20 protein-coding genes are annotated in these 19,062 nt (G+C 66.2%); all 20 read left to right on the top strand.

What is annotated here, in order from left to right:
• Positions 1-16: 16 nt before the first annotated feature.
• The 20 genes from fabD (at position 17) to nuoL (ending at position 19,054) form a co-directional block, all read left to right on the top strand.
• The gene (fabD, locus tag FA89_RS16900) at positions 17-967 is read left to right on the top strand and encodes an ACP S-malonyltransferase (RefSeq protein ID WP_036142478.1); all 951 of its coding nucleotides are present in this window, start codon (positions 17-19) and stop codon (positions 965-967) included.
• A 46-nt stretch (positions 968-1,013) separates the two neighbouring features.
• A complete protein-coding gene (gene fabG, locus FA89_RS16895; RefSeq protein ID WP_036142475.1) occupies positions 1,014-1,757 on the top strand; it encodes a 3-oxoacyl-ACP reductase FabG in 744 nt (247 codons plus the stop codon).
• A 169-nt stretch (positions 1,758-1,926) separates the two neighbouring features.
• Positions 1,927-2,166 (top strand): acyl carrier protein, encoded by a 240-nt coding sequence (acpP, locus tag FA89_RS16890; RefSeq protein ID WP_036142471.1) that lies wholly within the window; start codon positions 1,927-1,929, stop codon positions 2,164-2,166.
• A gap of 149 nt (positions 2,167-2,315) precedes the next feature.
• The gene (gene fabF / locus FA89_RS16885) at positions 2,316-3,605 is read left to right on the top strand and encodes a beta-ketoacyl-ACP synthase II (protein WP_036142468.1); all 1,290 of its coding nucleotides are present in this window, start codon (positions 2,316-2,318) and stop codon (positions 3,603-3,605) included.
• On the top strand, positions 3,605-4,630 hold the full coding sequence (gene mltG / locus FA89_RS16880; protein ID WP_036142466.1) for an endolytic transglycosylase MltG: 1,026 nt from the start codon (positions 3,605-3,607) through the stop codon (positions 4,628-4,630). The genes fabF and mltG overlap by 1 nt, the downstream gene beginning before the upstream one ends.
• Positions 4,621-5,583, top strand: coding sequence for a DNA polymerase III subunit delta' (holB, locus tag FA89_RS16875; RefSeq protein ID WP_036142463.1), 963 nt, complete (start codon positions 4,621-4,623; stop codon positions 5,581-5,583). The genes mltG and holB overlap by 10 nt, the downstream gene beginning before the upstream one ends.
• Before the next feature lie 62 nt (positions 5,584-5,645).
• A complete protein-coding gene (locus FA89_RS16870) occupies positions 5,646-6,608 on the top strand; it encodes a PIG-L deacetylase family protein (protein WP_051938906.1) in 963 nt (320 codons plus the stop codon).
• 34 nt (positions 6,609-6,642) lie between these two features.
• Complete coding sequence (locus tag FA89_RS16865; RefSeq protein ID WP_036142459.1) at positions 6,643-7,002, top strand: PilZ domain-containing protein; 360 nt, start codon at positions 6,643-6,645, stop codon at positions 7,000-7,002.
• A gap of 318 nt (positions 7,003-7,320) precedes the next feature.
• Positions 7,321-7,677, top strand: coding sequence for an NADH-quinone oxidoreductase subunit A (locus FA89_RS16860; RefSeq protein ID WP_036142456.1), 357 nt, complete (start codon positions 7,321-7,323; stop codon positions 7,675-7,677).
• Positions 7,668-8,222, top strand: coding sequence for a NuoB/complex I 20 kDa subunit family protein (locus tag FA89_RS16855; RefSeq protein ID WP_036142453.1), 555 nt, complete (start codon positions 7,668-7,670; stop codon positions 8,220-8,222). Before FA89_RS16860 ends, FA89_RS16855 begins: the two co-directional genes overlap by 10 nt.
• Before the next feature lie 15 nt (positions 8,223-8,237).
• The gene (locus FA89_RS16850) at positions 8,238-8,966 is read left to right on the top strand and encodes an NADH-quinone oxidoreductase subunit C (protein WP_036142449.1); all 729 of its coding nucleotides are present in this window, start codon (positions 8,238-8,240) and stop codon (positions 8,964-8,966) included.
• A gap of 27 nt (positions 8,967-8,993) precedes the next feature.
• Positions 8,994-10,223 (top strand): NADH-quinone oxidoreductase subunit D, encoded by a 1,230-nt coding sequence (locus FA89_RS16845; protein WP_240003984.1) that lies wholly within the window; start codon positions 8,994-8,996, stop codon positions 10,221-10,223.
• A 21-nt stretch (positions 10,224-10,244) separates the two neighbouring features.
• Positions 10,245-10,772, top strand: a complete 528-nt coding sequence (gene nuoE / locus FA89_RS16840; protein WP_036142443.1) for an NADH-quinone oxidoreductase subunit NuoE — start codon at positions 10,245-10,247, stop codon at positions 10,770-10,772.
• A gap of 10 nt (positions 10,773-10,782) precedes the next feature.
• On the top strand, positions 10,783-12,126 hold the full coding sequence (gene nuoF, locus FA89_RS16835) for an NADH-quinone oxidoreductase subunit NuoF (protein WP_036142441.1): 1,344 nt from the start codon (positions 10,783-10,785) through the stop codon (positions 12,124-12,126).
• Positions 12,123-14,435, top strand: a complete 2,313-nt coding sequence (nuoG, locus tag FA89_RS16830; RefSeq protein ID WP_036142437.1) for an NADH-quinone oxidoreductase subunit NuoG — start codon at positions 12,123-12,125, stop codon at positions 14,433-14,435. Before nuoF ends, nuoG begins: the two co-directional genes overlap by 4 nt.
• Before the next feature lie 3 nt (positions 14,436-14,438).
• Positions 14,439-15,461 carry an NADH-quinone oxidoreductase subunit NuoH gene (nuoH, locus tag FA89_RS16825; RefSeq protein ID WP_036142434.1) on the top strand — a complete coding sequence of 341 codons (1,023 nt, stop codon included), beginning with the start codon at positions 14,439-14,441 and terminating at the stop codon, positions 15,459-15,461.
• A 5-nt stretch (positions 15,462-15,466) separates the two neighbouring features.
• Positions 15,467-15,958, top strand: a complete 492-nt coding sequence (nuoI, locus tag FA89_RS16820; RefSeq protein ID WP_036142432.1) for an NADH-quinone oxidoreductase subunit NuoI — start codon at positions 15,467-15,469, stop codon at positions 15,956-15,958.
• A gap of 21 nt (positions 15,959-15,979) precedes the next feature.
• Complete coding sequence (locus FA89_RS16815) at positions 15,980-16,645, top strand: NADH-quinone oxidoreductase subunit J (protein ID WP_051938905.1); 666 nt, start codon at positions 15,980-15,982, stop codon at positions 16,643-16,645.
• Complete coding sequence (gene nuoK / locus FA89_RS16810) at positions 16,642-16,947, top strand: NADH-quinone oxidoreductase subunit NuoK (RefSeq protein WP_036112219.1); 306 nt, start codon at positions 16,642-16,644, stop codon at positions 16,945-16,947. The genes FA89_RS16815 and nuoK overlap by 4 nt, the downstream gene beginning before the upstream one ends.
• Positions 16,948-16,951: 4 nt before the next feature.
• Complete coding sequence (nuoL, locus tag FA89_RS16805; RefSeq protein WP_036142429.1) at positions 16,952-19,054, top strand: NADH-quinone oxidoreductase subunit L; 2,103 nt, start codon at positions 16,952-16,954, stop codon at positions 19,052-19,054.
• Positions 19,055-19,062: the final 8 nt, after the last annotated feature.

Genomic DNA, 19,062 nt, shown 5'->3' with positions numbered 1-19,062 from the left:
TCCGGAAACCCCATCGATGACCGCCACCCGCGCCTCGCTCGCCTTCGTCTTCCCCGGTCAGGGATCGCAGTCGATCGGCATGCTCGCCGACCTCGCCGCCGCGCATCCCGACGTTCGCGCCACGTTCGACGAGGCGTCGGCCGGCGCGGGGGTGGACTTGTGGCAGATCAGCCAGGAAGGTCCGGAAGAAAGTCTCAACCGCACCGAGAACACCCAGCCGGCGCTGCTGGCTGCCAGCGTCGCCCTCTGGCGTGTCTGGGTGAAGCAGAGTGGCGTCATGCCGGCCTTGCTGTCGGGTCACAGCCTGGGCGAGTACAGCGCGCTGGTCGCGGCGGGTGCCGTGTCGCTCACCGATGCCGCCGCACTGGTCGCGGAGCGGGGCAAGTTGATGCAGGCGGCCGTGCCCGCCGGGGTCGGTGCCATGGCGGCCATCCTGGGCGGCGACGATGCCCAGATAGCCCAGGTCTGCGAAGAAGTGGCCCAGGGCCAGGTGGTGGCCCCGGCCAATTTCAACTCGCCCGGGCAGTTGGTCATCGCGGGCCACGCCGAGGCGGTGGATCGTGCGCTGGCGCGGCTGGCCGAGCTGGGCGTGAAGAAGGCCGTCAAGCTGGCCGTCTCAGTCCCCTCGCATTGCATGCTGATGCGTGACGCGGCGGATCGTTTGGGTGAGCGGATGGCCGATATGGCCTGGCGCATGCCCGCGATCCCGGTAGTGCAGAATGCCGACGCCACCGTGCACACCTCCGTCGAGGCCATCCGTGGCGCCCTGATGCGCCAGCTTTACCTTCCCGTCCGCTGGACCGAATGCGTCCAGGCGCTGGCCGCCGCAGGCGTCACCCAGGCGCTCGAATGCGGGCCGGGCAAGGTGCTGGCGGGGTTGATCAAGCGTATCGACAAGTCGGTGGACGCCCGGCCGCTCGGTACGCCGGCCGATCTGGATGCCGCGCTGGCCGCCGCGCAGGCCTGACCCCGTTGCCCCTCCCTCTCCCTCCCAGGTACGACAGGACATTCCCATGACCCAGACCCTCAAGGGCGAAGTCGCCCTCGTCACCGGTGCCAGCCGGGGCATCGGTGCCGCCATTGCCGATCTTCTCGCTGCGCAGGGCGCCACCGTGTTCGGTACCGCGACCAGTGAAGCGGGTGCGCAGGCCATCGGCCAGCGCCTGCAGCCCCAGGGCGGCCATGGCCGCGTGCTGGACGTCACCGATCCGGCGGCCATCGAGGCGCTCGTCGAGGCCATCGGCAAGGAGGCCAGTCCCGTGTCCGTCCTGGTGAATAATGCCGGTATCACCCGCGACCAGCTGCTCATGCGCATGAAGGAAGAGGACTGGAGCGCGATCATCGATACCAACCTCACCTCGGTGTTCCGCACCTCCAAGGCGGTGATGCGCGGCATGATGAAGGCGCGCAAGGGCCGTATCATCAGCATTGCGTCCGTGGTGGGCCTGACGGGCAACCCCGGGCAGACCAACTACGCCGCTGCCAAGGCCGGCATCATCGCGTTTTCCAAATCGCTGGCCCGCGAGATCGGTTCGCGCGGCATCACCGTCAATGTCGTGGCCCCGGGCTTCATCGATACGGACATGACGCGTGCCCTGCCGGACGAGCAGCGTGCTGGCCTCCTGGCCGGGATCGCCCTGGGGCACCTGGGCGACGCCGACGATATCGCCCAGGCCGTGGCCTTCCTGGCCTCGCCGGCGGCCCGCTACATCACCGGCGAGACGCTCCATGTCAACGGCGGCATGTACATGCCTTGACGATCGTCGTCGGCGGCAGTCGCCACCGGCACGTTTTTGAGAGACAATCGCTGTTTCGCGCCTGGCCCAGAAAAGTCGGGCGTTATCTACGTGGCGGCGTTGTGTTGGCGGGCTCCGGCCTTAGCGACTACAATGCCGCCGAATTTTTCCCTCGGGAGGTAAAGGCAACATGAGCACCATCGAAGAGCGTGTCAAGAAGATCGTCGTAGAGCAGCTTGGCGTTAAGGAAGACGAAGTCACCAACAACGCTTCGTTCGTGGACGATCTCGGCGCCGACTCGCTCGACACCGTCGAGCTCGTGATGGCTCTCGAAGAAGAGTTCGAGTGCGAGATCCCGGACGAAGAAGCTGAAAAGATCACGACCGTCCAGCAGGCTATCGACTACGTCAATAGTCACCAGAAGAGCTGATTAGCTGCTGGTTGTCGATCGGAGGCGCGCCTCCCGTCGATCTCCGAGCGACATGGAAGCTGCGCCTAACGGCGCAGTTTTCGTTTGCGGCAAACGCAACCTGCGCCCGCGTATGGTCTGTGTGCGGAAACAGTTGAGGATGAGAACGCATGAGTAAGCGACGTGTGGTAGTGACCGGCATGGGCATCATCTCGCCGGTCGGCAACGATGTAGCCACCGCCTGGAAGAACGTGGTCGAAGGCAACAGCGGCATCGGTCCGGTGTCCGAATTCGATGCCACCGCCTACTCCACCCGTATCGCGGGTGAGGTGAAGGACTTCGACCCGGTGGATGCCTTCTTCGTCGGCGCCGACATGCCCGACGACGAGCGGCGCGCCGTGGCGAAGGACTTCAAGCGGATGGATCCTTTCATTCATTACGGCATCGTCGCCGGCACCCATGCCTTCCGTCAGTCGCGCCTGGTCGTCACGGCCGAGAACGCGGGCCGCATCGGCGTCGCAGCCGGTGCCGGTATCGGCGGCCTGCACACCATCGAGGGCACGGCGCTGGAGCTGGCCGAGAAGGGGCCGCGCAAGGTCTCGCCGTTTTACGTGCCCAGCTCGATCATCAACATGGTGGCCGGCAACCTGTCGATCTACCACGGCCTGAAGGGCCCGAACATCGCACTGGTGTCGGCATGCACCACGGCCGCGCACAACATCGGCATGGCCATGCGCCTGATCCAGTACGGCGACGCCGATGCCATGATCGCCGGCGGCGCCGAGTTTGCCACCACGCCCACGGCCATGGCGGGTTTCTGCTCGGCCAAGGCCATGTCCACGCGCAACGACGACCCGGTGCACGCCAGCCGTCCATGGGACACGGGGCGCGACGGCTTCCTGCTGTCCAACGGCGCGGGCATGCTGATGCTCGAGGAATACGAGTTCGCCAAGGCGCGGGGTGCCACCATCCTCGCGGAACTGGTGGGCTTCGGCATGAGCGGCGACGCCTTCCACATCACCTCGCCCAGCGGCGACGGTGCGGAACTGGCCATGCGCAACGCGCTGCACGACGCCGGTCTGAAGGCCGAGGATGTCCGCTACGTCAACGCGCACGGCACCTCCACGCCGGTGGGCGATCTGGGCGAAGCCAAGGCCATCCGCAACGTATTCGGCGAGCACGCCACGAAGAAGGGTGCCTTCTCGGTCAGCTCGACCAAGTCGGTCACCGGTCACCTGCTGGGTGCCGCGGGCGGCGTGGAAGCCATCTTCTCGATCATGGCCATCCGCGACGGCATCATGCCGCCGACGATGAACCTTGAAACGGTGGACCCGGAGGTCGCTGCCCTCGGCATGGACCTCGTGCCCAACCAGGCGGAGAAGGCGGATATCGACGTCGTCGTATCCAACTCGTTCGGCTTCGGCGGCACGAACGGCACGCTCGTATTCCGTCGCCTCTGATGCGCGGCTTCGCCCGGTGGCGGGTCGTCCTCCTGCTCGTATTGCTGGGAGGTATCTTTGCGGGCGGCTGGCTATGGTTCGACTGGGCGCGCTTCGCCCGTAAGCCGTTGGCCGTCGCCTCCACCGGGCAGAGCATCGACGTAGCGCGTGGCGCGTCGTTCCGGGACATCGTGCGCGACCTGCGTTCGCGCGGCGCCACCCGCGCTTCGCCGTTCTACTGGCGGCTGCTGGCCATGGAGATGCGCGTGGCCGGCAGGCTCCATGCCGGCGAGTTCGCCCTGCGTCCGGGCATGACGCCGCGTGACCTGCTGGGCGACATGGCCAACGGCCGGGTCATGCAGCGCAACCTGACCATCGTGGACGGCTGGACCTTCGCCGACCTGCGTCGCACGCTGGCCGCGGCACCCGTGCTCACGCACGACACCGCCGGGCTCGACGATGCCGCCATCATGCGGCTGGTCGGCGGCCCGGAGGACGACAACCCGGAAGGGCGTTTCCTTCCGGAGACCTATGCCTACGTCAAGGGCGACAAGGATTCGAGCATCCTCAAGCGGGCTTACGTGGCGATGGGCAAGACGCTGGACACGGCGTGGGCCTCGCGCGCGCCCGACCTGCCGCTGGCCTCGCCATACGAGGCGCTGATCCTGGCGTCCATCGTAGAAAAGGAAACGGGCAGGGCGGACGAGCGTCCGCGGATCGCCGGCGTGTTCATGCGGCGGCTGGAGGGTCGCATGCTGTTGCAGACCGACCCGACCGTGATCTATGGCATGGGCGCGGCGTACGCGGGCAAGATCCACAAGAGCGACCTCACCACCGATACCCCTTACAATACGTATACCCGCGTGGGCCTGCCGCCGACACCGATCGCGCTGCCTGGCCGCGCGGCGATCGAGGCGACGTTGCATCCCGCCGGCGGCAAGGCGCTGTATTTCGTCGCCCGTGGCGACGGCAGCCACGTTTTCTCGGATACCCTCGACGAACACAACCGGGCCGTGGCCTGTTACCAGTTGAAGCGATGCCAGTAACGATACCCCCGCACCACGCCGGCCTGCGCCCCTGGCACGCGGAGGCCTGGGACCGCCTGCAGGCCCGCCGCGACCGCGACGCCTTGCCCCATGCGCTGCTGCTGGCCGGCCCCGCCGGGCTGGGCAAGCGGGATTTCCTCTCGGTGTTCGTCCGCGGGCTACTCTGCCAACAGCCGGTCAACGGCGCGCCGTGTGGCCAGTGCCGTAGCTGCCAGTTCCTGGCGGCGGGCACCCATCCGGACCGGGTGACCCTGTCGTTCGGCCTGCGCAAGGACGGCGTCACCCGCAGCGAGATCGTCGTCGACCAGATCCGCGACCTGTCCCAGCGGCTGGCCATGTCCAGCCAGTTCGGCGGCTGGCAGGTCGCTACCGTGGACCCGGCCGATGCCATGAACGCGGCCGCCGCCAACGCCTTGCTGAAGACGCTGGAAGAACCCACGCCGGCCACGCTGCTGGTGCTGGTGGCCGACGAGCCTGCCCGGCTTCCCGCCACGATCCGCAGCCGCTGCCAGCGCGTCGATTTCCTGGTGCCCTCGCGGGACGTTTCGCTTGCATGGCTGGCGGCCGAGGGCGTGGCCGATGCGCCCGCCGCGCTCGAGGCCGCGGGCGGCAACCCGGGCATGGCGCGCGAGTGGGCCGCCGACGGCGCCCTGCGCCAACGCGACGAGGTGCGCAAGGACCTGCGCGCCCTGGCCGCCGGACGCGGCGACGCCATGGAAGTGATCAAGCGCTGGCAGGCCGCCCAGCCGGCGCGTTACCTCTGGTTTGCCGCGCAGGCCGTGGCCGACGAACTGCGCGCCCGTACCGCGGGCACCCCGGCGCCACTGGAAAGCCAGATGGACGACGAAACGCTGGACCAGTGGTACAGCCGGGCCAACCGGGCGCGGGATGCCCTGCGTGGTCCCCTGCGGGTCGACCTGATCCTTCTCGAACTGCTCGCGGCCTGGCGTTGACGCGGCCTTATCGGCCGGTCGGTCTTAATGCGACTGTCATAATGATGTGCAAGGAATCCGCTTTGTATCGTGACCCCGTCATCGACGGCGGCACCCGCCTGCTCGTCGTCGCCCCCCATCCGGACGACGAGTCGCTGGCCGCCGGCATGCTTATCCAGCGCACCCTGGCCCAGGGTGGCCGGGCTGACGTCCTGCTGTTGACCGACGGGGACAACAACCCCTGGCCGCAGCGCTGGCTGGAGCGCCGTGTGCTCATCGACGCGGCGGCCCGCCGCCGCTGGGGTGCACGCCGTCGGCGCGAAGTGGCCGGCGCGTTGGGCCGGCTGGGCGTCCCGCCCGACCAACTGCATGCGCTGGGCTGGCACGACATGCAGGTCACCGACGAACTGCGCCTGCGGCACACCGCGGCCCTGACGTCCGTGAAGCGAGTGATCGAGCGCGTGCGCCCCACGCTGGTGGTCATTCCCGACCTGGGCGACGCGCATCCGGACCATGGCTCCGCCCACGTGCTGGCACGCCTGGCCCTGGCCGCCGCGGGCTCGACGGCCGACATCCTCACTTATATGGTGCACGGCACCGAGCGCAGCGCGCCGGACGACCTGATCGTTCCCGACCTGGATGCCGAGCGCCAGGCGACCAAGCTGGCCGCCGTGCTGGAGCACGAAACCCAGGTGGCGCTCAGTCGCAAGCGCATGCTCGGCGTGGCGTCGCGCCCCGAGCGCTTCGACCGCCCGGCCGCCGCGCCGGGCACCGGGCTGCTGCCCTTGCCGTGGCATCCGGGCGTCCTGGCCCGCCGCCGGTTGCGCATCGTGGTGGCGGACGGGCAGGGCGTGGTGGCCTGGCCGTGGCGCAAGGCGCCGCTGGAGGCGGTGGACGGTGGCTGGCAGTTGCGCCTGCGTGGCGCGCCCGGCCCGGCTTTCGTCAAGCTCACCGCCGACCTGGCCACGCCGTGGATCTACGACCACTACGGGTGGGCGTGCGAGGCCCCGGAGCCGGCCGGGCTTGTGGCCCGGACGGTCGGCTAGCTAGGATGGCCCTCAATACGGGGAAATCGCTTGCATGAACGCCACCGCCTCATCGCCGCGTCAGGGTATCCTTTCGCTGAAGATCAAGGACGTCAACGCGCTATACATCGCGTACATGCCTTTCCTGAAGACCGGCGGGCTGTTCGCGCCCACTGCCCAGCGCTACGGCCTGGGCGATGAAGTGGCCCTGCTGGTCACCCTGATCGACGAGAACGAGCGCCTCTCCGTTGCCGGCAAGGTGGTCTGGATCACGCCGGTGGGCGCCCAGGGTAACCGTACCGCGGGGGTCGGCATTCAGTTCAGCGAATCGCCCGAAAGCGAGGCTGCCCGCCAGCGGATCGAGGCCCTGCTCGCCGGCAGCCTGGCTTCGGAGCGTCCGACCCAGACGATGTAATCGCGCGCGCCGCCCGGCATTGCGTGCAGGCCATGTGACGGCAAAAGTGTGCGAATGCGTCGCGGCTACCGCTTTTCCGCCTTGCGGCGATGTTTTTCCCGCATTAAGGCTTGTAGGTATACCTGCACGCACTGGTACAATAGTCCGGTTCCCCAACGTGAGATTGTGGATATCCGGAGTCGTTGGCGCGCCCATCGCGTCGACACGGATCGGCCCGTTTGGATCGATTCGAAAAAAGCTTCGGCGACCCTAGCCGGACCGCTCGTCCCCGTCGACGGTCACTGATGCGCCCAGTGAGGCGCGGAGGTACGCAGCATCGTGCTTGCCCAATATTGGCCCGTCCTGTTGTTCATCGGCGTCGCTGTCGGCCTGGGCGTCGTGCTCATGACGCTCGGCATGCTCGCCGGCCCGCGTCGTCCCGACGCCGAGAAGCTCTCGCCCTACGAGTGCGGCTTCGAGGCCTTCGAGGACGCGCGCATGAAGTTCGACGTGCGCTACTACCTCATCGCCATCCTCTTCATCATCTTCGATCTCGAAATTGCCTTCCTGTTCCCATGGGCGGTGGTGTTCGACAAGATCGGCCTGATCGCCCTGGTCGAGATGGCGCTGTTCCTCGCGCTACTCGTCGTCGGCTTCGCTTACGTCTGGAAGAAGGGAGCGCTCGAATGGGAGTGATGACCACCATCGACCGGGTGATGCACAACCCGGCGCCGCTCAACCTCGTCGACGACATCCTGCGTCCCAACGGCGACGCGCCGGTGGCCAACCGCGGTTTCGGCGTGACCAGCATCGACGCGCTGATGAACTGGGCGCGCACCGGCTCCATGTGGCCGATGACCTTCGGCCTGGCCTGCTGCGCGGTCGAGATGATGCACGCGGGTGCCGCGCGCCTCGACCTCGACCGCTTCGGCGTCGTGTTCCGTCCCAGCCCGCGCCAGTCCGACGTCATGATCGTGGCCGGCACGCTGGTCAACAAGATGGCCCCGGCGCTGCGCAAGGTCTACGACCAGATGCCCGAGCCGAAGTGGGTCATCTCGATGGGTTCCTGCGCCAACGGCGGCGGGTACTACCACTATTCGTATTCGGTCGTGCGCGGCTGCGATCGCATCGTGCCGGTGGACATCTACGTGCCGGGTTGCCCGCCGACGGCCGAAGCGCTGATCCACGGCATCCTGCAGCTGCAGAAAAAGATCCGCCGCACCCACACGATCGCGCGCTGAACAGGGCTTTCGAACATGAGCGTTACTAACGAGACCTCGCTGGTCGAACGCCTCGCCGCGCGTTTCGGCGACATGCTGACGGTGAAGGTCGAGCGCAACGAGGTCACCGCCGAGGTGTCCCCGCGCGACCTGACCGCCGTCGCCACGGCGCTGCGCGACGAGACCGGCTTCCGCTTCACCATCGTCATCGACGTCTGCGGTATCGATTACCTCAGCTACGGCCAGACCGAGTGGGATACCGACACCGCGCACGGCGAAAGCTTCTCGCGTGGTGTCGAAGGGCAGAGCGCCGGCCGCTTCACCTGGGCGGAGCGTCCGCGCCAGGTCGAGCAGCCGCGTCGCTATGCCGCCATCATCCACCTGCTGTCGATCGAGCTGAACCAGCGCATCCGCCTGCGCGCGTTCTGCGAGGACGACGCGTTCCCGGTAGTGCCGTCGATCACGCCGATCTTCCCGGGCGCCGACTGGTTCGAGCGCGAAACCTTCGACCTGTTCGGCATCATCTTCGACGGCCACCCCGACCTCCGCCGCATCCTCACGGACTATGGCTTCGTCGGCCACCCGTTCCGCAAGGATTTCCCGCTCATCGGCAATGTCGAGGTCCGCTACGACCCCGAGCAGAAGCGTGTCGTCTACGAACCGGTCTCGATCGAGCCGCGCGTGCTGGTGCCGCGCACGATCCGCAACGATGCCGACCTCGATCAGGCCAGGGCGGAATCCGCCGATCACTGGCGGGAGAATTAAGCCGTGGAAGAAATCCGCAATTACACGATGAACTTCGGCCCGCAGCATCCCGCTGCGCACGGCGTGCTGCGCCTGGTGCTGGAGATGGACGGCGAGACCATCGTGCGTGCCGATCCGCACATCGGCCTGCTGCACCGTGGCACCGAGAAGCTGGCCGAGTCCAAGCCGTTCAACCAGTCCATCGGTTACATGGACCGCCTCGACTACGTGTCGATGATGTGCAACGAACACGCCTACGTGCGCGCCATCGAGAACCTGATGGGGATCGAGGCGCCGGTGCGTGCGCAGTACATCCGCACGATGTTCGACGAGATCACCCGCATCCTCAACCACCTCATGTGGGTGGGTTCGAATGCGCTCGATCTGGGCGCCATGGCCGTGTTCCTCTATGCGTTCCGTGAGCGCGAGGAACTGATGGACGTCTACGAGGCGGTGTCGGGCGCGCGCATGCACGCCACGTACTACCGTCCGGGCGGCGTCTACCGTGACCTGCCCGAGCAGATGTCGAGGTACCGCGAGTCGCCCTGGCACAAGGGTGGCGACCTCAAGCGCCTGAACGCCTGGCGCGAAGGTTCGATGCTGGACTACCTCACGGAGTTCACCAACGACTTCCCGGCGCGCGTCGACGAATACGAATCGCTGCTGACCAACAACCGTATCTGGAAGCAGCGTACGGTGGGCATCGGTGTCATTCCGCCCGAGAAGGCCCAGGCCTGGGGCATGACCGGCGCGATGCTGCGCGGCTCGGGCATCGCCTGGGACCTGCGCAAGAAGCAGCCGTACGCCGCCTACGCGGACATGGATTTCGATATCCCGGTGGGCGTCAACGGCGACTGCTACGACCGCTACCTGGTCCGCGTCGAGGAAATGCGCCAGTCCAACGCGATCATCAAGCAGTGCGTGGCCTGGCTCAAGGCCAACCCCGGTCCGGTCATGGTGCAGAACTACAAGGTCGCACCGCCCAGCCGTGAAGAAATGAAGAACGACATGGAAGCCCTTATCCATCACTTCAAACTCTTCACCGAAGGCTACGGCGTACCCGCCGGCGAAACCTACGCCGCGGTCGAGGCGCCCAAGGGCGAATTCGGCTGCTACCTCGTGTCCGACGGCGCCAACAAGCCCTTCCGCGTGCACCTGCGCGCGCCCGGCTTCGCGCACCTGTCTTCCATGGACGCGATCGTGAGGGGCCACATGCTCGCCGACGTCGTCGCGATGATTGGCACCTACGATCTCGTCTTCGGCGAAGTCGACCGCTAAGTCGACGGAGTGAACTGAATCATGAAAGCCACCGGTCATTTCGAGCAGGTCAAGGACGTCGATCCCCTTGCCGTGCTCAACGATCACACCCGTCAGCACATCGACCACTGGGTGTCCAAGTTTCCGCCCGACCGCAAGCGTTCGGCCCTCATCCAGTCGCTGATGGCGGCGCAGGAACAGAACGTCGGCTACCTGACCGACGAGCTGATCACCGCGGTCGCCAAATACCTCGACCTGCCGCCCATCTGGGCCTACGAGGTCGCCAGCTTCTACTCGATGTTCGAGACCTCGCCGGTCGGCCGCAACAACGTCGCCATCTGCACCAACATCTCGTGCTGGCTGAACGGGGCCGAGGGCCTCGTGCGCCATTGCGAGAAGAAGCTGGGCATCAGGACGGGCGAAAGCACCGCCGACGGTCGCGTCTACCTCAAGCAGGAAGAGGAATGCCTGGCCGCGTGTGCCGGTGCGCCGATGATGGTGGTCAATGGTCATTACCACGAGAAGCTGACGACCGAATCGGTCGACGCGATCCTCGACGGTCTGAAGTGAGGTAAGGGCAATGGCTAGCACCACTGGTCCGGTCGGACCCGCACCGCAGGAACACCAGGTCGTCTACACCACGTTGCATTTCGAGAAGCCCTGGGCGCTCGACAGCTACGAGAAGATGGACGGCTACAAGGCATGGCGCAAGATCCTGGCCGAAAAGCCGGACCCCGCCGCGCTGATCGAAGAGATCAAGAAGAGCGCGCTGCGCGGTCGCGGCGGCGCAGGCTTCCCGACGGGCCTGAAGTGGTCCTTCATGCCGCGCACGGCACCGGGTCAGAAGTACATCCTGTGCAACTCGGACGAATCCGAGCCGGGCACCTGCAAGGACCGTGACATCCTGCGCTTCAACCCGCATGCGGTCATCGAAGGCCTGGCGATCGCGTGCTACTGCACTGGTTCGACCGTCGCCTATAACTACCTGCGCGGCGAGTTCCACCACGAGCCGTTCGAGCACATCGAGGAAGCGCTGGCGGAAGCCTACGCAGCCGGCCTGCTCGGCAAGGATATCGGCGGCACGGGCATCGACGTCGACATCTACAACGCGCTCGGCGCCGGCGCGTACATCTGCGGCGAAGAAACCGCGCTGATGGAATCGCTGGAAGGCAAGAAGGGCCAGCCGCGCTTCAAGCCGCCGTTCCCGGCCGGCTTCGGCCTGTACGGTCGTCCGACCACGATCAACAACACCGAGACCTACGCCTCGGTGCCGGCCATCCTGCGCAACGGTGCGGAGTGGTTCCTCAACATCGGCAAGCCGAATAACGGCGGCCCGAAGATCTTCTCGGTGTCCGGCCACGTGGCCAAGCCGGGCAACTTCGAGATCAAGCTGGGCACGCCGTTCGCCGACCTGCTGCAGATGGCCGGCGGCATGCGCGAAGGCCGTAAGCTCAAGGCCTGCATCCCGGGCGGCTCGTCGATGAAGGTGCTGCCCGCCGAGAAGATCATGGAATGCACCATGGACTACGACTCGCTGCAGAAGGCGGGTTCGGGCCTGGGTTCCGGCGCGGTCATCGTGATGGACGACACCACCTGCATGGTGCGTGCGTGCCATCGCATCTCGCGCTTCTACATGGCCGAGTCGTGTGGTCAGTGCACCCCGTGCCGCGAAGGCACCGGCTGGATGCACCGCGTCCTGTCGCGCATCGTGGACGGCAAGGGCACGGAAGACGACCTGCACCGCCTCAAGGCCATCGCGGGCCAGATCGAGGGCCACACCATCTGCGCGTTCGGCGAAGCCGCGGCGTGGCCGGTGCAGGGTTTCCTGTTCCACTTCTGGCACGAATTCGAATACTACGTGACGCATGGCCGGTCGATCGTCGACGGCCCTGCCGGCACGGTCACCACTGGAGTCGCTGCATGAGTGCGCAGCCCGTAGCCAATGCCGCGCCGGATCTCGTCAATGTCGAGATCGACGGCGTACCGGTGCAGGTAGCCAAGGGGTCGATGATCATCCAGGCGGCCGATGCCGTCGGTATCGCCATCCCGCGCTTCTGCTACCACCGCAAGCTTCCGATCGCCGCCAACTGCCGCATGTGCCTGGTGGAAATCGAGAAGATGCCCAAGCCGGCACCGGCCTGCGCCACGCCGGTGGGCGAGGGCATGAAGGTGTTCACGCGCTCCGACAAGGCGCTGAAGTCGCAGCGCAACGTGATGGAATTCCTGCTGATCAACCATCCGCTGGACTGCCCGATCTGCGACCAGGGCGGCGAATGCGAACTGCAGGACGTCTCGCTGGGCTATGGCCGCTCGGTGTCCCGCTACACCGAGCGCAAGCGCACGGTGGCCGACGAGAACATCGGGCCGCTGATCGCCACCGAGATGACCCGCTGCATCCAGTGCACGCGCTGCGTCCGCTTCACCAGCGAGATCGCCGGCACGTACGAACTGGGTGGCATGAGCCGCGGTGAAAACCTCGAGATCGGCACGTACATCGGCAAGACCATCGAGAGCGAACTGTCGGGCAACATCATCGACGTCTGCCCGGTGGGTGCGCTGACCAACAAGCCGTTCCAGTTCCAGGCGCGCGCCTGGGAGCTGATCGCCCGCCCGTCGGTGGCCTATCACGACGCGTTCGGCTCCAACCTGTGGCTGCACGCGCGTCGCGGCGAAGTGCTGCGCACGGTGCCGCGCGACAACGAAACCATCAACGAGTGCTGGCTGTCCGATCGCGACCGCTACAGCCACCAGGGCCTGTACGCCGCCGACCGCGTGAAGACCCCGATGGTCAAGCGCAACGGGCAGTGGGCCGCCACCACGTGGGACGACGCGCTGGCCGTGGCCGCCGAGTCGCTGAAGAGCGTGTCCGGTGCCGATCTGGGCGTGCTGGTGCATGGCGCCACGTCGAACGAGGAAGGCGAGCTGATCGTCCGCCTCGCGCGCGGCCTGGGCAGTGCCCATGTGGACCACCGCCTGCGCCAGCTCGACTTCGCCGACAACGCGTTCGCGCGGCCGTTCGCCTCGCCGATCGCCTCGATCGACAAGGTCAAGGCGGCGCTGCTGGTCGGCTCCGACCTGCGCCACGAAGTGCCGCTGCTGAACCATCGCCTGCGCCAGGCGGTGAAGAAGGGCGCCAAGGTGTATGCGGTCAACCCCGCGCACTTCAACTTCAATTACCCGCTGGCCGGTGAGTCGGTAGCCGCGCCCCATGCGCTGGTCAACGAGCTGCTGGTCCTGGCCAAGGCCGCCAGTGAGCACGGTGCCACGGTGCCCGATGCCCTGGTGTCGGCGCTGAACGGGGTGGAGACCACGGACGCGCACCGCGATGCGTTCAAGGCGCTGGGCGACCAGGCCATCGTGATCTTCGGCCATGCCGCGGTGACCCATCCGGAAGCCTCCTGGCTGCGCGCCATCGCGCGCTTCATCGCGCAGGCGGCCGGCGCGGCGTTCAACGAGATCCCGGTGGGTGCCAATGCGCTGGGCTTGTCGTCGGTGGGCGTGCTACCCGGCGCCGGCGGCCTCGACGCGCGCGGCATGCTGGCCCAGGCCCGCAAGGGTTACATCCTGTACAACGTCGAGCCGCCGCACGACTTCGCCGACGGTGCGCTCGCGCAGCAGGCGATGCACTCGGCGCAGACGGTGGTGGCTTTCGCGGCCTACGCCAGCGATGCCTTGAAGGACTCGGCGGACGTGATCCTGCCGATCGGCCTCACGCCCGAGATCGATGCGACCCTGGTCAACGTCGAAGGCACGGCCCAGGTCGTGGTCGCGGGTGCCAAGGCCCCGGGTGAGGCCCGTCCGGGCTGGAAGGTGCTCCGCGCGCTGGGCGGCCTGCTGAACGTGCCGGGCTTCGAGTTCGAGGACCTTGCCGGTCTTCGCGACGGACTGACCGAGCGCACGACCGACGCGCGCCAGGTGCTCGCACCGCGTGCCTCGGGTGTCACGCTGTCGCGCCTGGTCACCACGCCGATCTACCGCGGCGACGCGGTCCTGCGTCGCGCCGGTGCACTGAACGCGCATCCGCTCAACCGCCCGGCGGCTATCCGCATCGGCGCGGACGAGGCGGGTAGGCTGGGTCTTGCCGATGGCGCCAACGCGCGTATCGGCGACAGCGTGCTGCCCGTGGTGTTCGACGAGGCGGTGCCGGCCGGTGCCGTCTGGATCGAAGCCGCGCATTCCGAAACCGCCATGCTGCCCCCGTACGGCGCGGCCATCACCGTGAGCAAGGCATAACCCATGGCCGATCAACTCTTCGACCACCTGTTGCTGCCGATCCTCTACATCCTGGCGATCGTGCTGCCGCTGGTCGTCGGCGTCGCACTCTTCGTCTGGTGGGAGCGCAAGGTGCTGGGCTGGATGCACGTCCGCATGGGGCCCAACAAGGTTGGCCCGGCGGGCCTGCTGCAGGCCTTCGCCGACGTCGTCAAGCTGCTGCTGAAGGAAGTCATCCTTCCGACCAACGCCAACCGGGCGCTGTATTACCTGGCCCCGCTGCTGGCCCTGGTGCCGGCACTGGCCGCCTGGGCCGTGGTGCCGTTCGGTCCTGAAGTGGTGCTGGCCAACGTCAACGCCGGCGTGCTGTACCTTCTGGCGATGACCTCGATGGGCGTCTACGGCATCATCCTCGCCGGCTGGTCGTCCAACTCGCGCTACGCGATGCTCGGCGCCATGCGCGCGGCGGCTCAGGTCATCTCCTACGAGCTGGCCATGGGCATGTCGATCGTCTGCGTGCTGGTGCTGACGGGCAGCCTCAACCTGTCCGCCATCGTCAACGCGCAGTCGGGCAACTTCTTCACGTGGTACTGGCTGCCGTTGCTGCCGGTGTTCGTCATCTACTTCGTCTCGGGTGTCGCGGAAACCAACCGCGCGCCGTTCGACGTGGCCGAAGGCGAATCCGAGATCGTCGCAGGCTTCCACGTCGAATACTCCGGCTCGCCGTTCGCGCTGTTCTTCCTGGCCGAGTACGCCAACATGATCCTGGTCAGCTTCCTGACCTCGATCTTCTTCATGGGTGGCTGGCTGTCGCCGTTCCCGGAATCCTGGGGCCTGCTGGGCCACGGTGGTTTCCACTGGCTGTTCATCAAGGCCTTCTTCTTCGCCTTCCTGTTCCTGTGGTTCCGCGCCAGCTTCCCGCGCTACCGCTACGACCAGATCATGCGTCTCGGCTGGAAGGTCTTCATCCCCATCACCATCGTCTGGGTCCTCGTCGCCGGCTGCATGAAGTATTTCGGCTGGGTCCACCTCGGCACGGGAGCCTGATCGCCATGACCCGCGTTATCCATTACCTCAAGAGCCTGCTGCTCATCGAGCTGTTCCAGGGCATGGGCCTGACCATGCGCTACATGTTCAGCCCGAAGTACACCATGCGCTACCCGTTCGAGCACATTCCCAAGTCCAACCGCTTCCGTGGCCTGCACGCGCTGCGCCGTTACGCCAACGGCGAAGAGCGCTGCATCGCCTGCAAGCTGTGCGAGGCGGTGTGCCCGGCGCTGGCGATCACCATCGACTCGGCCCCGCGCCCGGAAGACGGCCAGCGTCGCACCACGCGCTACGACATCGACCTGTTCAAGTGCATCTTCTGCGGTTTCTGCGAAGAGAGCTGCCCGGTCGATTCCATCGTCGAGACGCACGTGCACGAGTACCACTTCGAACATCGCGGCGAGAACGTGGTCACCAAGGGCCAGCTGCTGGCCATCGGCGACCGCTTCGAGCAGGACATCGCTGCCGCCCGCGCGCAAGACGCGGCTTACCGCTGAGGCGCCCGGAGAAATCACGCGATGAATACCGATCTGCTCCAACTCATCTGTTTCTACCTGTTCGCGGGTATCGCCGTCATCGGCGCGCTGATGGTCATCACCGTGAAGAACTCGGTGCATGCCGTGCTCTCGCTGGTGCTGACCTTCTTCAGCATGGCCTGCGTGTGGCTGCTGGCCGAGGCCGAGTTCCTGGCCATCGCCCTGGTGGTGGTCTACGTCGGCGCGGTCATGGTGCTGTTCCTGTTCGTGGTCATGATGCTGGACATCAAGCAGGAGGTGGTCCGCGAGGGCTTCATCCGTTATCTGCCGGTGGGCATCATCGTGGCGCTGGTCATGCTGGTGGAGATGCTGGCGATGATCGGCGTGAAGGCCATGCACGCGCACACACTCGGTCCCAACCCGGCCGGTGAGTCCAACGTGGCCTGGCTGGGCCAGGCGCTCTACACCGACTTCCTGCTTCCGTTCGAGATCGCCGCCCTGATCCTCACCGTGGGTGTGGTGGCTGCCGTAGCACTCACGCTGCGCCAGCGTCTGGGTGTCCGTCACCAGACCGCGTCGCAGCAGGTCGCCGTGCACGCGACCGACCGCGTCCGCGTGGTGAAGGTGGCCACCGAAACGATGGCTTCCGTCAGCCCGGCCCCCGTACCGGCCCCGGTGGTCGACCCGACGCAGGAGAACGCCAAGTGATCACGCTTTCCCATTACATCGTCCTCGGCGCGATCCTCTTCTGTATCGCGGTCGCCGGACTCTTCATCAACCGCAAGAACGTGATCGTGCTGCTCATGGCGATCGAGCTGATGCTCCTGGCGGTGAACACCAACTTCGTGGCTTTCTCGCGCTTCTTCGGCGATGTCGGCGGCCAGGTCTTCGTGTTCTTCATCCTCACCGTGGCCGCGGCGGAATCCGCCATCGGCCTGGCGATCCTGGTCCTGCTGTTCCGTAACCGCAGCACGATCAATGTCGCCGAAATCGACAGCATGAAGGGTTGATCCGATGAGTCTCTCGCTTTCAATCCTGCTGACGATCGCACTGGCACCGCTGGTGGGGTCGATCCTGGCCGGCCTGTTCGGACGGATGATCGGCCGGGCAGGGGCGCACACCGCGACCATCCTCGGTGTGGGCATTTCCTGCGCCCTCTCGTTCTACGTCCTGTACCAGCTGGTCTTCGCCGGTGCGCAGAACTTCAACCAGGACATCTACACCTGGTTCGAGATCGGCAAGTACCACGCCTCGGTCGGCTTCATGGTCGACCGCCTCACCGCCATGATGATGGTGGTGGTGACCTTCGTGTCGCTGCTGGTGCACCTGTACACCATCGGCTACATGGAAGAAGACCCGGGCTATACGCGCTTCTTCAGCTACATCTCCCTGTTCACCTTCTCGATGCTGATGCTCGTCATGAGCAACAACTTCATGCAGCTGTTCTTCGGCTGGGAAGCAGTGGGCCTGGTGTCGTACCTGCTGATCGGCTTCTGGTACAAGCGCCCCACGGCGATCTTCGCCAACCTCAAGGCGTTCCTGGTCAACCGCGTGGGCGACTTCGGTTTCCTCCTGGGTATCTCGGCCATCCTGTACTTCATGGGCACGCTGGACTACCAGACTGCCTTCGACCACGCCCCGGAGCTGGTCGGCAAGACGCTGCAGATCACGCAGAACCACGCGTGGGATGCCGCCACGGTGATCGGCATCCTGCTGTTCATCGGTGCCATGGGCAAGTCGGCCCAGGTACCGCTGCACGTGTGGCTGCCGGACTCGATGGAAGGTCCCACGCCCATCTCCGCGCTGATCCATGCGGCGACCATGGTCACGGCGGGTATCTTCATGGTCGCGCGCATGTCGCCGATCTTCGAGCTGACCGAGGGCGCGCTGTCTTTCATCCTGGTGATCGGTTCGACCACGGCGTTCTTCACCGGCCTGATCGGCATCGTGCAGAACGACATCAAGCGCGTCATCGCGTATTCCACGCTGTCGCAGCTGGGCTACATGACCGTGGCGCTGGGTGTGTCCGCCTATAGCGGCGCGGTGTTCCACCTGATGACCCATGCCTTCTTCAAGGCGCTGCTGTTCCTGGGTGCGGGCTCGGTCATCATGGGCATGCACCACGAGCAGGACATGCGCTACATGGGCGGCCTGCGCAAGTACATGCCGGTGACCTGGATCACGATGTGGATCGGCTCGCTGGCCTTGGCCGGCACACCGTTCTTCTCGGGCTTCTACTCGAAGGACGCGATCATCGAGGCCGTCGGCGAGTCGCATCGCTGGGGTGCGTCGTACGCCTACTTCTGCGTGATGGGTGGCGTGTTCGTCACCTCGCTCTACAGCTTCCGCCTGCTCTATATGACTTTCCACGGCAAGGAGCGCTTCACGGTGGCCCATGGCCATGCGCACGCCGCACACGTGGCGCATGCCAAGCACGACCAGCCGCTGGGCCACGATGCGCATGCCGTGCCGCACGAGGAAGACCACGCCGATACGCACAAGGAAGACCCGCACCACACGCCCGGCGTGCTGGAGCACGCGCCGCACGAGTCGCCGTGGGTCGTCACCGTCCCGCTGGTGCTGCTGGCCATCCCGTCCATCCTGATCGGCTTCTTCACCGTCGGCCCGATGCTGTTCGGCGACTGGTTCGGCAAGGCGATCCACGTGAACGAGGCCAACAACGTGCTGGGCGAGCTTGCGCACGAGTTCCACGGCGCTTTGGCAGCCGGCCTGCACGGCTTCATGCAGCCGCCGTTCTGGATCGCGGCCGCCGGCTTCATCGTCGCCACCTACGTCTACCTGTTCAACCCGTCGATCGCCGACAAGGCGAAGAACGCGCTGAAGCCGGTGTTCAACCTGCTCGACCACAAGTACTGGATCGATGAACTCTACTTCGCGGTGTTCGCGAAGGGCGGCGTGAAGCTGGGCGAAGGCCTGTCGAAGGTGGGCGATACCGCCATCATCGACGGCGCCATCGTCAACGGCTCGGCCGGCCTCGTGCAGCGCATCGCGAGCGGCGCCCGTCGTCTGCAATCCGGATTCCTCTTCCACTACGCGTTCGCCATGATCCTCGGTCTTATCCTGCTTCTCGGCGGGTACTGGCTGATCGGGCAATAAGGGAAACG

Origin of the sequence: Luteibacter sp. 9135, from assembly GCF_000745005.1 — a bacterium.
Taxonomy (GTDB): Bacteria; Pseudomonadota; Gammaproteobacteria; order Xanthomonadales; family Rhodanobacteraceae; genus Luteibacter.
This window is presented reverse-complemented; position numbering and strand designations above follow the sequence as displayed.